Genomic DNA, 14,400 nt, shown 5'->3' with positions numbered 1-14,400 from the left:
TTTAAATAGGTTCTTTAAATTCAATTTTTCCCAGCTCCGTCTTCAAAGGCTCAATAGCCGCAAAGTAAGACGGGATGTATTTATCTTCAATAGGCTCGGCTGCCGGAAGGTTTTGACGGAATGGATCTACCTGCACGCCATTCTTCCAGAAGCGGTAGCAAACATGCGGCCCGGTGGCCAGTCCTGTACTACCTACATAGCCAATAATATCTCCCTGCTTTACACGCTGCCCCTGCTTTACTGCACGTTTTGACATGTGCAGGTACTGGGTGGTATAGGTGCCGTTGTGTTTTATCTTGACATAATTACCATTTCCGGCAGTGTAGGAAGATGCGATAACCACACCATTTGCTGTACTCCAGATTGGCGTACCATGAGGTGCTGCGTAATCTGTACCTTTATGAGCCTTCCATCTTTGCTGCACCGGATGAAATCTTCTAGGGCTAAAACGAGATGAAATACGGGTGAAATTAAGAGGTGCCTTTAAAAAGAAACTCTGTAGTGGCCGCGCCTTTTCATCGTAGTAGTCGCGTTCTCCCGAAGTAGAATCTACCATGAAATTAAAGGCGTAATAAGGCTTATCTTCATGGTAAAAAACCGAAGCCTCAATATTCTCGATCCCGGCATAAATGCTGTCATTAATGTAACGCTCGTTGTAGACCAGCTTAAACCTGTCTCCTTTCTGTAACCTGAAGAAATCTATACTCCATTGATAGATATTGCTCATTTCATGCGCAATGAGATAGCTTAGCCCCTCGTCTTGTATAGCCTCGGTCAAACTGGAATTTATAACCCCAGAAACTGATCTTTTTGTAATGGTAACGGGCTTTTTGGCAGTATATACCGAAATGCTGTCGCGTAGATCTACCACGGTATAATTTACAAGGTCATTCTCATAAATAAATACATTTGGAGTTGCAGCCGAATCCCGGCTCTTTAAAATGGCATAGGGTTTGCCAAGAACTATTTTACGCGGATTAAAAGTATCACGTACTTTGTTGACGATTTCAAAAATCTTATTCGGGTCTACCCCATGCGTACCCAGAATAAGTCCAAAACTATCACCAGAACGTATGGTGTCGCGCACCACTTCATAATCATTTAATACAAAACCAAACTCTTTTACAATAGCTGGCGCCTTTACTTTAACAGTGTTATCGGCTATTTCAGGTTTTTCATTGTGGTTATTACAGGCAGTCATAACCATCATCAGCATTAGCAGGTAACCAAGTCTTTTCACTTTCAATATTTTATTAATTTATCATTTCTTCTACCCATTGTCTACCCCATTCCTTTTTTTCCTCTTCACTCCAAAGTTCGGGAAAGAAGAAAATCTTTTGGAAACTGGGTGGCAAAAACTCTTTCCAGTTTGTACCTCCCGTAGCTTTTACAGCATGTTTCTTTGCTACAAGGTAACGTTGCGCTGCACCAATATGAACCAGAAGCCAGTTTACATTGACTGCAACATCCAGATTACGCAACGCCGAAATAAGATTTTTATTGTTTTTTTCTTCCTGCGGAAGTTTGTCATATAGCGCAAGAAGGTTTTTACCCTGAAGCTTATGAGATAGCCGCAAGAACTCATCATCATATTTTTGTTCAAACTGCCTAAGGGTAAGTGTTTTCTCTCCCGTATCTGAACTAATCCCGCCACGCTTCCAATAGATGTTTTGATACACCTCCTGAAGGTTATCATTAGTGCAATATGCTTCCCGATTTGCCTGCAACACCAGGTTTTGAAGTGGAGTTGCATAAATCTCTATCATCCTGAACTGGGCAGACTGGAATCCGCTGGCCGGTAAAAGGGCCATCCTGAATTTAAGGAACTGCTCCCGGTCCATCCCCTTAATCATTACATCAAAAGAATGGGTTAGAATGTGGAAGTATCGTACGATACGATTAAGTCTTTCAGTAAATAAATCGGCTTTGAGCTCTTCAGCTTCAACCAGCTGCTTCATTTCATGGAGCACCAGCTTAAAATAAAGTTCTGTAATTTGATGATACCCTATAAAGATCTCCTCGTCTGGAAAATGAGTTTTGGGTTTCTGCAGGCTCAAAAGGGTATCGAGTTCGATATAATCCCAGTAGGTAAGGTATTTGTCGTATAGTAGACCATCGAGATAAGAGCCAAGGTCCTGGCCAGAATTTCGGAATTTTTCTTCCAGCTGCCGCACCTTTTCGGCTATCTCGGGCTTTATGACGCTCATATTTAATTCATTATTATATTCAACGGATATTTCAAGCCTTTAAAAGCATCAATATCAGCATTCAGAGAACCTACAGCAAGATCGGCTTTGATCTTAAGAGGCATGCGATTTTTATCATCACTAACCCATATTGTAAGGCTTTCTTTCTTTTCAAAAACCCTTCCTGCTAACACGTAGGGCTGAAATTTTAATGCCGCAATATTACCCATTTTTGTTTTGACGACCTCCCTCCCCAGGAATTTTAACTTAAAATCGTGATTCTCGTCATCTATAAACATTTTGATGCTAAACATCTCTCCCTTTTCAATAGCACTTACATCAAGATTATTACGCAAGTAATAGAAAGAAGAAAGCATATCCTGAACATTCTCGGGGATAGAGTAGGTATTCCTGGTGTTGCGTTTCCTATTAAAAACATGGGCGGTATTACTGTCATGATCAAAATCTACAAGTAGATCTCGGGTATGGCCACCTTCATCTATTTGCCTTACAAACCTGAGTGGCGCACCACTCTTCTTATCCATAAAGGTTTCATAGTTATCATCAACTTTAAAGAACAGGTGCAGTAAACCTGTAGATTTTCCCTTCCCCACCACATGATACACAGGTTTATTTCTTAGGGTGGTCTCCTTCACTTCAAGGGTCGCAAAGCTCGCGTTGAACATGCCGTAGTGAATACGGAACCTAAACCATTCGCCGGCGTCAAAAGCCTGATGAGACTGAGCCGAAACATTGAGAGCTATAAGTGAAATTATAATCGCTGTAATCTTCTTCATTTTATACAAATAGGTTTTTTTTGATATGACAATTACAATTTCTATTCCAAATGTATTAAAAACAAAAAGCCCCGTCAAATGAATGACGGGGCTTTTAATCTTATTAACCAACTAAAACTTAAATTATGAAAAAAAAGTAATTTTTTTTCCCAATCCTGGTAACCACTCCAAAATTGCGGTGCAAAAGTCTTACATAAGTCGCTATTACACAACTAAAAAAATAACTTTAACGCAACTTCTTGTAAAAACCTATTTTTTTAAGTCTTAATCTAAATAATCAATGAGTTGGTATCCAAATTACAGCGTTCCCCGCAAGTTTTGTTCTCTTTCTATAGCTTCAAAAAGGGCTTTAAAATTACCTTTCCCAAAGGATTGTGCTCCTTTCCTTTGAATGATCTCAAAAAACATAGTTGGCCTGTCAAGAACCGGCTTGGTAAATATCTGCAACAGGTAACCTTCATCATCACGATCTATCAAAACCCCAAGCTCCTTTAGTGGCTCGAGTTCTTCATCAATTTCTCCCACACGATCTAAAACATCGTCGTAATATGCCTCGGGAACATAAAGGAATTCTACTCCCCGGTCCCTCAAAGCAGTGACAGTTTCAATGATATTATCAGTGGCCACAGCGATGTGCTGTACGCCGGCACCATTGTAAAAATCGATGTATTCTTCTATCTGGGACTTTTTCTTTCCTTCGGCGGGTTCATTGATAGGAAATTTGATCCGGCCGTTTCCGTTACTCATCACCTTACTCATCAAAGCAGTGTATTCCGTAGAAATATCCTTGTCATCAAAAGAAACCATTTGCGCAAAGCCCATTACTTTAGCGTAGAACTCACACCACTTGTTCATTTCATTCCATCCCACATTTCCTACCATGTGATCAATGTATTTTAGACCTACATCTTTCACCTGGAAATTAGGTTTATATTCCTTGTAGCCAGGCATAAATGGGCCTGAATAATTTTTTCTTTCAACAAATACGTGCACTGTTTCGCCATAGGTGTGAATTCCCGAAAGCACTACATGCCCATGTTCGTCACTCACTTCTTTAGGCTCAAAGTAAGATTTTGCACCCCGTTTTGTAGTCTCTTCATAGCTCTTACGGGCATCATCTACCCACAGCGCTACTACTTTAACGCCATCTCCATGCTTGTCTATATGTGCATTTATTTCGCCTCCCGGCTGCAAAGGACTGGTTAACACCAATCTAATTTTTCCCTGCTGCAGCACATAGGAAACCCTGTCTTTGCTCCCAGATTCCAATCCCGAATAAGCTACAGGCTGAAAGCCCCAGGCTTGTTGATAATAAAAGGCTGCCTGCTTTGCATTTCCTACATAGAGTTCAACAAAGTCTGTACCCAATATAGGCAGGAAATCTTCGGCTTGTGGCACCGTCTTTTTTATTTCTGTTGTGTGTTCTGTAGACATATATAAATATATTTTAGGCCGCTGCGCGACATGTTTCTTTAAGGTGTAATTTAATGAACCCTCAAAAATGCCATTTTTGAAGGGTTTTATTTTTTAATGGTCAAGCCATGATTTATGGTAAGAGTCATCGGCGATCTCCATGGCATCTTCGGTCACCATTAAGGGCTTAAAAGTATCTACCATTACTGCCAGCTCTTCGGTCTCGGTCTGGCCTATACTTCGCTCCACGGCTCCCGGGTGTGGCCCGTGAGGAATACCCGCCGGATGCAAAGAAATATGCCCGGCCTCAATATCGTTCCTGCTCATAAAATCACCGTCTACGTAGTACAACACCTCATCGCTGTCTATATTGCTGTGACTGTAAGGTGCAGGTATACTTTCGGGGTGGTAATCGTAAAGACGGGGGCAAAAAGAACATACCACAAAGGCATCGGTCTCAAAAGTTTGGTGTACCGGCGGCGGCTGGTGAACTCGGCCGGTAATAGGTTCAAAATCATGAATTGAAAAAGCATAGGGATAGTTGTAACCATCGTAACCCACCACATCAAACGGATGCGACGCATATACCATATCAAATATTTTCCCCTGTTTCTTAATCTTGATCAAAAAGTCCCCTTTTTCGTCATTCGTTTCCAGCTCATAAGGCCTTCTAATATCCCTTTCACAAAAAGGCGAATGCTCCAGCAACTGCCCAAAATAATTCCGGTAGCGTTTAGGAGTATAAATTGGCCTTCTCGATTCTACAATGAACAACCTGTTCACCTCATCATCAAAATCAAGTTTATAAATGGTTCCGCGGGGAATTAGCAGGTAATCTCCGTATTTAAAATCGAGATTTCCCAGGTGGGTTCTTAACTTCCCGCTGCCTTTATGAATGAAAAGCAACTCATCTGAATCTGCATTTTTATAGAAATAATCTTCTGTAGATTTTTGTGGCGCAGCCAGGGCTATATCTACATCGCTATTGGTAAGCACCACTCTTCGGCTCTTCAGGTAATCTGGGTCTGGTTTTACCTGGAAACCTTTAAACCTGTAAGACTGTATATTCTTTTCAGTAGCCACTTTCGGCTGTACATCATAGCTTCCTTTAATCTCTTTTACCTGCGTAGGCCGCTGCTCATGATACATATTGGTATACATTCCGTCGAAGCCAATGGTTCCAAAAAGCTGTTCATAGTACAGACTTCCATCGGTCTTTCTAAAGACGGTATGTCTTTTATGCGGAATTTTTCCGAGGGTATGATAAAAAGGCATGTTAGCGTATTTTAATGAAAACGTTTTCGTAAATTCCCGTAATAAGTCTCAAAACTCCTGAAGGAACAGCTACAAATATGAACAATTTTTAGCTAAATATCCGTTAAAGGACCTCTAAAACCAGAAGCCCAGGCTAAAATACCACTGACTTTCTTTCCTTTCGGGTGAAATAGAATATTTTACCTCGACAGGGCCTAAAAAGGTCTCCAGGCCATATCCTATAGCATATCCCGAATACTCCGGCCATTTGATCCAATTCCCTCCTTCAAAAAGTTTATTTTCAACATTGGCAAAATTAGCACTAAGAATGAGGTGGCTGTTTTCCAGAAATTTGTAATCGAGCTCCAGCAGACCTTTGGTAAAACTATCTCCCGAAAGGTTTATAAATTCATAACCGTAGAAAGAGGTAAAGTTGTTAATGAAGTCATTACCGTAACCGCCCAAAAAGAAGTCAAAAATATTATTCGCACGACTACCAATCCTGAACCCAGCTTCCGAAGAAATTCTTACCGCCAACTGCTCTACAGGAGAAAAAGCAGCTCCAAGAGTTCCCTTTGTAACAGAAAATGGTGAAAAATCATCTCTTGAGGACAGGAGGTGCCAGTGAAAATCACTTTCAAAATAAACACCGCGTGTGGGGAAATATTTAGAATCCCTGCTGTCATAAACCAAATACCCGAAAGGAGCATAATAGGAACTGTCATCAAACTCACCATTTGACAACTGTGCAGGACCTGAGGTATTAACAGTCTCTGAAGTTACACTAAGATGTTTGTGCTCCAGGCCTACCCCAAAAGAAAATACCTGCTGAAAAAGCGTCTCTAAATAAAGCTGATTTGTAAAATCTTCATAGTCTATCTCCAATTTATTGATCCCGTCACTTTCAAATCCCGAATTTTCATTAGCAAGGTCAAACGAAACTCCTTTACTAAAGCTATTGTATCTTGACCTAAACCCCACACTCCAATAGTAGCCTTTATCAATATAGTAGTTGAAATTATACCTGAAGTCATCTCCCAGAACCACATCAAGGGAACTTACATCATTAGCCACAAGTAAACTTTTATGAGTAATATTAAGGAGCACACCACTGTGATAGACATTGTCATAATGAACTCCCATTCTCAAAAGAGTTTTACTTGAATTTTCCTCAAGCTGCAGCACGAGGGCGTGACCTCCGTTTGAAGGGACAAGCCGGTAATTTATCCGGTTAAAGTTCCTGGTGGCCGAAAGGTTATTGATCCCAAGGTTTAAATCTTTGTAGGTAATAGTATCGGGCGACTGAATTTTCAATTTCCCCATAATATATGCCCTGGGATAAGAGGTATTCCCTTCTATCTGAACCCCGGTGATGTACAAAGATTCAACAGGTGAAATGTAATTCTGCGGCGCCGGCTTTTCTTTCTGCCTGGCCGCAATCTCCTTCAGGTTGGGCAACATTGCCCGCGCAGCGGCCTCGCCCTCATCAATGATCTCCCGACCTTTTTCAAACGAAACTACAGAGAAAGGTTTGATGTCAGGATCTATATAAACATCGGTCTTTTCAATTTTGTCGCGCATATCGGTGATGGTCCTGAAGTTACTTACCTGGGTAAGGATATCAAAGACCGACCTGAGTTCATCCCTCTTCATAAGAGTGTCCTGCACGTCGACCCCAATAATGATATCTGCGCCTCTGCGCTTCACCTCTTCTACCGGATAATTATTTACAACTCCCCCGTCTACCAGCAATTGGCCGTCAATGATCACCGGACTGAACAGGCTTGGGATGGCTGCACTTGCCGAAATGGCCTGCGGTAGATGCCCCTCATCAAGCAAAACTTCCTTTCCGGTTTCAATGTTGGCAGCAACAGCAAAGAAAGGAATAGGCAAAGTCTCAAAATCCTGATTTTCCTCCAAATGCAGCGTTAGCTTAGACATGAGGTTGTAGACATTTTGCCCCCTTGAAAGCGCAGACGGAAAACTAATATTAAAGTTATCGAAGGGCAGCGTAAGTGCATATTTTTCTGAATCCCTTTTCTCGTAAAAAGTCTTGGCACTGCGGGGCAGTTCGTCCTGGAGCAGGATATTAAAGTTGATGGTTTGAAAAATACTGTCCAGCTGGTGAGCCGAATAGCCTGCAGAATAAAGAGCTCCAACAATAGCCCCCATACTGGTACCGCCAATAACATCAATGCGCACCCCGGCTTCTTCGAGCACCTTAAGCACCCCAATATGAGCCAGGCCCTTGGCCCCGCCCCCACTAAGTACCAAGCCTACCTTTGGATCTTCCTGTTCCTGGGCAATTCCCGGCAGGAGTCCCAAAAAAAGGAAAAATATGCACAGTTTTTTAGTCATTTTCTGAATGGTAAAATTGATAGATCAGCGTGGCCTTAGATTTCCCAATGACCGAAGATAAACTTTCTATCGACGCTTCTTTCACTCTTTTTACAGACCTGAAATTTTTGAGCAACTCTACCACGGTCTTTTCTCCAATTCCCGGAATCTCTTCAAGTTCGGTGTTAAGGGCAACACTGCTGCGCTTTTGCCTGTGAAAGGTAATACCAAACCGGTGCGCCTCATTCCTCAACTGCTGAATGATCTTAAGGGTTTCCGATTTTTTATCGAGGTATAAAGGAATAGAATCTCCCGGATAAAAAATTTCCTCGAGCCTTTTTGCTATTCCAATAATGGCGATCTTTCCTCTTAGCCCGAGTGTCTCCAAAGCTTTTACGCCCGAAGATAACTGGCCTTTCCCACCGTCAACTATCACCAGCTGCGGCAAAGGTTCACCTTCTTCAAGAAGTCTGCGGTACCGCCTGAAGACCACTTCTTCCATAGAAGCAAAATCGTTAGGCCCCTCAACAGTTTTAATATTGAATTTGCGGTAATCTTTTTTACTGGCCTTACCATCTTTAAAGACCACACAGGCTGCCACAGGATTACTCCCCTGGATGTTTGAGTTGTCAAAACATTCAATATGCCTTGGCTCCTCGTTTAGCCTGAGATCCTGTTTCATCTGGGCCATAATCCGATTAACATGACGGTCTGGATCTACGATCTTCATTTGCTTGAAGCGTTCCTGCCTAAAGTATTTTGCATTTCTTGTAGAGAGATCGACAATTTGTTTTTTATCTCCCAGGACGGGTACAGTCACCTTAATTTCTTCACCCACATCAACCTTAAAAGGAACATATATTTCACGGGTGAGAGAATTGAACCTTTGCCTGATCTCGGTGATGCCCAGCTCCAGTAGCTCCTGATCTGTCTCGCTGAGCTTCTTCTTCATTTCTATAGTATGAGACCTTATAATGGCCCCATGTGACAACTGCAAAAAGTTCACATAGCCATACCCCTCATCGCTCACAATTGAAAACACATCTACATTATTGATCTTTGGGTTCACCACCGTAGACTTCGCCTGATAGTTCTCTAAAATGTCAATTTTTGTCTTGATTTTTTGTGCCTCCTCAAATTCCATTTTTTCGGCGTGGTCTTTCATTTGCTGCCTAAACTGCTGTAAAGAGTCCTTAAAATTCCCTTTGACGATTTGGCGTATTGCGTCAATCTTTTTCTGGTACTCTGCTTCAGCTTCATAAGCTTCACAAGGCCCCATGCAGTTCCCAAGATGGTACTCCAGGCACACCTTGTACTTCCCGTTCCTTATTTTATCTTCAGCAAGATCATAGTTGCAGGTGCGAAGAGGATAAACGCCCTTAATCAAATCCATAAGCGTGTGGATGGTCTTGAAACTGGTAAAAGGGCCGTAGTATTCACTGCCATCCTTAACTAACCGGCGGGTAGCAAAAACCCTCGGAAATCTCTCATTTTTTATGCATATCCACGGGTAAGTCTTATCGTCTTTCAACATTACGTTGAAGCGCGGCTGGTGCTTCTTAATGAGGTTATTTTCCAGGAGAAGCGCATCGGTTTCCGAAGAAACCACGATATGCCTTATCTCATGGATTTTTTTCACCATCACGCGAATGCGATGGCTGTCATTGTTCTTGGTAAAGTATGAAGTGACCCTTTTTTTGAGGTTTTTAGCTTTTCCCACGTAAAGGATCCTTCCGTTTTTGTCAAAGTACTGGTAGACTCCCGGATTTTCGGGGAGGGTTTTTAATTGTACTTCCAGCTTATTTTCCTCCATGCTTCAAAGGTAAAATATTAGAATTTGCCTTTTTGGATAGCTTCGGGTGTATAGTGTTAAAAATTTCTTCTGAAGCTTCAGGTGTCAAAAATGTCAAAAAGAAGGATTACTTCGGAAGAAACCGGAATCATAAAGAGGGTTTAAAGTGACTTCCGAAGCATAAAACGGATGGGGAGTTACTTCATTTTCAGCTTAATATATTTTCAGAAATAGTTAAGATTTTAAAAATCTGCTTTTAGTACCTTGCGTTCATGGAAAAAATTACCATTGGCCGTTTTGACAAGGCAGATTTTCCCGATCTACACCTCGAAGACATAGCAGTTAAGGTAGATACAGGAGCCTATACCTCATCAATTCATTGCGACCACATCGTTGAAGAAAAAGGAGTGCTTAAATGCACTTTTTTAGATGAAGAACACCCCCTGTATAACGGCAGGACGTATAGGTTTAAAGATTACGACATCGTCTTTGTAAAAAGCAGCAATGGCATAGTTCAAAAACGATATCAAATCCAGACCACGATCACCCTGTTTGGAAAGACCCGGAAAATTTCCCTGTCCCTTTCGGCACGGCAGGAGATGAGATTTCCCGTACTTTTGGGCCGTAAATTTATAACAAGAAAATATATCGTAGATACCGAGTATTACGATCTGTCTCATAAGAAGAAACAAGAATGAATATAAAGATCCTTTCCAGGAATAGTAGCCTGTACTCTACACAGCGACTTGTAGAGGCAGCTAAAAAAAGACATCACGACGTTGAGATCATTGATCCTCTCAAGTGTGACCTTATTATTGAAAAGAAACACCCGAGTATATACTACAAAGGGCGACATATTGAAGACGCCGATGCGGTAATTCCACGAATTGGAGCCTCGGTTACTTTTTACGGTACGGCAGTGGTACGTCAATTTGAGATGATGGGCGTATTCTCTACTACCGAATCACAGTCTCTGGTAAGGAGCCGCGATAAACTGAGAAGCCTGCAGGTACTTTCCCGCGCCCGTCTTGGGCTTCCCAAAACTGTGTTCACCAATTATTCTAAAGATGTTGGGGAAGTGATAGATCATGTGGGCGGAGCACCCTTAATTATTAAACTGCTTGAAGGAACACAAGGTCTCGGAGTTGTTCTTGCTGAAACAAAAAATGCAGCCGAATCGGTCATTGAAGCTTTTAACGGGCTGCAGGCAAGGGTAATTGTACAGGAGTTCATAAAGGAAGCCGGTGGTGCCGATATTAGGGCGTTTGTTGTGGATGGTCATGTAGTGGGCGCCATGAAGAGACAGGGAAAAGAAGGGGAATTCCGTTCTAACCTTCACCGTGGCGGTACTGCAAGTATCATTCAGCTTACAGACGACGAAGAGAACGCAGCCATTAAAGCAGCCAAAGCAATGGGACTGGGTGTTGCCGGAGTAGACATGCTTCAAAGCTCCCGCGGGCCGCTTATTCTTGAAGTAAACTCTTCTCCAGGGCTCGAAGGTATAGAAGAAGCCACTGGAAAAGATATAGCTAAAACCATTATTCGTTATATTGAGCGAAATGTTTAGTGTATGGCATCTATAGATGAGAACAATGTTCTTGAGATCTTAGGGAAAAGAGTACCTCCCGGTAAAAGTGCAACGATTAACTTTAACATGGCAAAACTCTACACCACTACCCATGTAGAAGTGCCAATTATTATTGAAAGGTCAAAAAAACCGGGGCCGGTGGTACTTATTACAGCGGGTATCCATGGTGATGAGATCAATGGCGTAGAGGTGGTGCGCCAGCTTATTGTAAAGGAAATAAACAAACCTGCCAGGGGCACCGTTATTTGTATTCCCATTCTAAATGTCTTCGGATTTTTAAACATGGCACGCGAATTTCCTGATGGGCGCGATCTTAACAGGGTTTTCCCGGGTTCCAAAAATGGCTCTTTGGCGAGTCGTTTTGCCTATCAGTTTGTACAAAAGATACTGCCGGTAGCCGATTTTTGTATGGACTTCCATACCGGTGGGGCAAGTCGTTTTAACGCAGCTCAAATTCGAATAAAAAAAGGGGAGGAAATGGCCATGCATTACGCCAGGATCTTTAATGCTCCTTTTACGATCATCTCCAAGACCATTACCAAATCTTACCGGGAAACCTGTGCAAAACAGGGCAAACCGGTGCTTCTCTTTGAAGGAGGAAAATCTCAGGACAGCAACAAAACCATTGCAAAACAGGGAGTAGAAGGTGTGATGCGCATTCTGGATCATTTTGAAATGCTCAAGCCAAAATTCGATGTACCCGATCCTACAGGAGAAACAATTATCATAGAATACAGCAGCTGGATGAGGGCAAAATATAGTGGCCTTCTACATGTAAAGATACCCTGCGGCAAACACGTGGAAAAAGGTGAATATATTGCTACTATTACCGACCCTTACGGAAAGCTGAGGCACAAAGTAAAAGCTCCAAATACAGGTTACATTATTAATGTGAATGAATCGCCCATTGTTTACCAGGGGGATGCCATTTTCCATATTTCTCTTTCAAAAGAATCATATGAACAAGAAACAGCTTCGGCTTGAGTACAAAGAACTAAGAGACTCCCTCACCCCGGAACATATTGAAGAAGGCAGCCTGGAGATCGCCAATCGCCTCCTGGATCTTCCTATCTGGAACTTTTCTTATTACCACCTGTTTCTGAGCATTTCAGAAAAAAAAGAAGTTGATACACAGCTCATTTTACACATCCTGCAGGGCAAGGATAAGAATATCGTACTCTCAAAGTCAGATTTCAAAAGTGGCTCTCTAACAAATTACCTGCTCACAGACTCCACCGTTATTAAAGTTAACGACTGGGGAATTCCGGAGCCCGTAGATGGCATTGAGATTCCTGCGACAAAGATTGATGTGGTTTTTATTCCGCTACTGGTTTTCGACAAAAAAGGCAACCGAATAGGCTACGGAAAAGGGTTCTACGACAGGTTTCTTTCGCTTTGCACAAAAGAAGTAGTAAAAGTAGGATTATCGTTATTTCCGGCTGAAGAAGAGATTGAAGAAATTAACGAACATGACGTTCCATTGGACTACTGCGTAACTCCCGACAAAATATATAATTTCAAAAATTTGTAAACCTACTGGTTTTCAATTACATTTATTACCTCCCTTATTGGAATTTTAATGCTCAACGATCTCCAGTTAAACAGTATTTTAGAAGACTTTGATGTTGCTTATTGGAAAATCAATGTCTTCTCGAAAAAGATTTCCTGGTCTCCTCACTTCAATCATCTCGTAGGAGATCCAGATACAGGAGGTGACCATTTTGAGTACTTTCTCAATAACATTCTACACAAAGATTACCGGTATGACTTCAGGGAGCATTTTGAAGATCTTACCACTCATTCTAAACCCTTTAATGCTGAAGTCCGCATCAAGCTGGAGAACGGAAAATACCGTTGGTTTGAATGCAGGAATTTAAAGAGCGACGAAGGTGCTTTTGGCGATACAGCCATACTCCTGTTCGTGAACATTCACCAGGCCAAGAGAGACGAATACACCATTGAAGAAAATTTCTTCTACTATCGCGAAACTGCCGAAATGACCTCTACGGGTGGCTGGTATTACGATGTGACTTCGGGCGCTGTTTACTGGGATAATGTAACGAAAAAGATTTTAGACTGCCCTTTAGATCATGAGCCCAAGCCCGAAGATAAAATGCGTTTCTATGCCGAAGATCACCGGGAGAAAGTAACGAACATGTTCCATAAATGTTCAAAATATGGGATCCCTTTCAAGGTGGAGATAAAAATGCGCACCCTTCACAACAGGGAGTTCTGGGTGAGGGCCACTGGCAAGCCGGTTTACAATAACGACCAGGAAATCATTGGGATTCGCGGGGTATTTCAGGATATAGATGAGCAGAAGACCAACGAATTGAACCTTCAAAATTCCCTGGATATTATAGCATCCCAAAATTCCAGATTATTCAATTTTGCACATATTGTATCTCACCAGCTACGCTGCCATAGCAGTAATCTAAGCCTCATCTCTCAACTTCTTGAAGAGTCAAAAACTGCTGAAGATAAGCTTGACCTGCTTATCAATGTAAATGACATTTCAAAAAATCTCGAAAAGGCGATTGTTGACCTCAACACAATAGTCACAAAACAGAACAACCTTAAAAAAGAACGCCGGGTGGTGAAATTTAAGGATGCTCTCGATGTGGTTATTGCCTCTGCCCATTCTCTTATCAAGAGAGAAAATGCGGAGATCATCGCCGAATTTAATCAGTTGAACGAAATAAATTACATTCCGGAATATCTGGAAAGTATTTTGCTAAATTTGATTACAAATGCCATAAAGTACAGGTTCGAGGGCCGAAAACCGGTCATCTTTATCCAGACCTACAAAGAGAATGGAGAAAACATTCTTGAGATAAGCGACAACGGGATGGGAATTGATCTTGATGAGCACGGGGACAAAATGTTCGGAATGTACAAAACCTTCCACCGGCATCCCGAAGCAAACGGAATAGGCTTATTTATTACCAAAAATCAGGTAGAAACCATGGGTGGAAAAATTTCAGTTACCAGCACAGTGAATATTGGCACCACTTTTAAAATTACATTCTAATC

At 41.9% G+C, this 14,400-nt stretch carries 12 protein-coding genes; 5 read left to right on the top strand and 7 right to left on the bottom strand.

Features of this window, described 5'->3' with window-relative positions; translation table 11 throughout:
- Nucleotide 1: 1 nt before the first annotated feature.
- From ACQ93I_RS00430 to uvrC, 7 genes are all read right to left on the bottom strand, one after another.
- Nucleotides 2–1,240, bottom strand: a complete 1,239-nt coding sequence (locus ACQ93I_RS00430; protein WP_266068074.1) for a peptidoglycan DD-metalloendopeptidase family protein — start codon at nt 1,238–1,240, stop codon at nt 2–4.
- 13 nt (nt 1,241–1,253) lie between these two features.
- Nucleotides 1,254–2,207: a tryptophan 2,3-dioxygenase family protein gene (locus ACQ93I_RS00425; RefSeq protein WP_431696648.1), complete on the bottom strand. Its 954-nt coding sequence runs from the start codon at nt 2,205–2,207 to the stop codon at nt 1,254–1,256.
- A gap of 2 nt (nt 2,208–2,209) precedes the next feature.
- Nucleotides 2,210–2,983, bottom strand: coding sequence for a DUF3108 domain-containing protein (locus tag ACQ93I_RS00420; RefSeq protein WP_431696647.1), 774 nt, complete (start codon nt 2,981–2,983; stop codon nt 2,210–2,212).
- 297 nt (nt 2,984–3,280) lie between these two features.
- Nucleotides 3,281–4,417 (bottom strand): 4-hydroxyphenylpyruvate dioxygenase, encoded by a 1,137-nt coding sequence (gene hppD, locus ACQ93I_RS00415; RefSeq protein ID WP_431696646.1) that lies wholly within the window; start codon nt 4,415–4,417, stop codon nt 3,281–3,283.
- A 93-nt stretch (nt 4,418–4,510) separates the two neighbouring features.
- Nucleotides 4,511–5,671, bottom strand: coding sequence for a homogentisate 1,2-dioxygenase (locus ACQ93I_RS00410; protein WP_431696645.1), 1,161 nt, complete (start codon nt 5,669–5,671; stop codon nt 4,511–4,513).
- A 114-nt stretch (nt 5,672–5,785) separates the two neighbouring features.
- A complete protein-coding gene (locus ACQ93I_RS00405) occupies nt 5,786–8,008 on the bottom strand; it encodes a patatin-like phospholipase family protein (protein ID WP_431696644.1) in 2,223 nt (740 codons plus the stop codon).
- Nucleotides 8,001–9,800, bottom strand: a complete 1,800-nt coding sequence (uvrC, locus tag ACQ93I_RS00400; protein WP_266068080.1) for an excinuclease ABC subunit UvrC — start codon at nt 9,798–9,800, stop codon at nt 8,001–8,003. Before uvrC ends, ACQ93I_RS00405 begins: the two co-directional genes overlap by 8 nt.
- Before the next feature lie 251 nt (nt 9,801–10,051).
- On the opposite strand from uvrC, the gene ACQ93I_RS00395 reads away from it, so the two are divergent.
- Genes ACQ93I_RS00395 through ACQ93I_RS00375 form a run of 5 tightly spaced genes read left to right on the top strand, consistent with a single transcriptional unit; the run spans nt 10,052 to nt 14,398 of the window.
- Nucleotides 10,052–10,477 carry an ATP-dependent zinc protease family protein gene (locus ACQ93I_RS00395; RefSeq protein WP_431696643.1) on the top strand — a complete coding sequence of 142 codons (426 nt, stop codon included), beginning with the start codon at nt 10,052–10,054 and terminating at the stop codon, nt 10,475–10,477.
- A complete protein-coding gene (rimK, locus tag ACQ93I_RS00390; RefSeq protein WP_265162311.1) occupies nt 10,474–11,346 on the top strand; it encodes a 30S ribosomal protein S6--L-glutamate ligase in 873 nt (290 codons plus the stop codon). Before ACQ93I_RS00395 ends, rimK begins: the two co-directional genes overlap by 4 nt.
- Before the next feature lie 3 nt (nt 11,347–11,349).
- Complete coding sequence (locus ACQ93I_RS00385) at nt 11,350–12,351, top strand: succinylglutamate desuccinylase/aspartoacylase family protein (protein WP_431696642.1); 1,002 nt, start codon at nt 11,350–11,352, stop codon at nt 12,349–12,351.
- Nucleotides 12,326–12,898 (top strand): 5-formyltetrahydrofolate cyclo-ligase, encoded by a 573-nt coding sequence (locus ACQ93I_RS00380; protein ID WP_431696641.1) that lies wholly within the window; start codon nt 12,326–12,328, stop codon nt 12,896–12,898. Before ACQ93I_RS00385 ends, ACQ93I_RS00380 begins: the two co-directional genes overlap by 26 nt.
- Nucleotides 12,899–12,946: 48 nt before the next feature.
- Nucleotides 12,947–14,398 (top strand): PAS domain-containing protein, encoded by a 1,452-nt coding sequence (locus ACQ93I_RS00375; protein ID WP_431696640.1) that lies wholly within the window; start codon nt 12,947–12,949, stop codon nt 14,396–14,398.
- Nucleotides 14,399–14,400 lie beyond the last annotated feature (2 nt).

The sequence above is a fragment of the Salinimicrobium sp. WS361 genome (assembly GCF_050750585.1).
GTDB lineage: Bacteria > Bacteroidota > Bacteroidia > Flavobacteriales > Flavobacteriaceae > Salinimicrobium.
This window is presented reverse-complemented; position numbering and strand designations above follow the sequence as displayed.

Coding starts and splice junctions, on each gene's coding strand:
- ACQ93I_RS00380 (WP_431696641.1), top strand. CDS start 12,326: ATGAACAAGAAACAGCTTCGGCTTGAGTACAAAGAACTAAGAGACTCC.
- ACQ93I_RS00375 (WP_431696640.1), top strand. CDS start 12,947: ATGCTCAACGATCTCCAGTTAAACAGTATTTTAGAAGACTTTGATGTT.
- ACQ93I_RS00410 (WP_431696645.1), bottom strand. CDS start 5,671: ATGCCTTTTTATCATACCCTCGGAAAAATTCCGCATAAAAGACATACC.
- hppD (WP_431696646.1), bottom strand. CDS start 4,417: ATGTCTACAGAACACACAACAGAAATAAAAAAGACGGTGCCACAAGCC.
- rimK (WP_265162311.1), top strand. CDS start 10,474: ATGAATATAAAGATCCTTTCCAGGAATAGTAGCCTGTACTCTACACAG.
- uvrC (WP_266068080.1), bottom strand. CDS start 9,800: ATGGAGGAAAATAAGCTGGAAGTACAATTAAAAACCCTCCCCGAAAAT.
- ACQ93I_RS00395 (WP_431696643.1), top strand. CDS start 10,052: ATGGAAAAAATTACCATTGGCCGTTTTGACAAGGCAGATTTTCCCGAT.
- ACQ93I_RS00385 (WP_431696642.1), top strand. CDS start 11,350: ATGGCATCTATAGATGAGAACAATGTTCTTGAGATCTTAGGGAAAAGA.
- ACQ93I_RS00425 (WP_431696648.1), bottom strand. CDS start 2,207: ATGAGCGTCATAAAGCCCGAGATAGCCGAAAAGGTGCGGCAGCTGGAA.
- ACQ93I_RS00420 (WP_431696647.1), bottom strand. CDS start 2,983: ATGAAGAAGATTACAGCGATTATAATTTCACTTATAGCTCTCAATGTT.
- ACQ93I_RS00405 (WP_431696644.1), bottom strand. CDS start 8,008: ATGACTAAAAAACTGTGCATATTTTTCCTTTTTTTGGGACTCCTGCCG.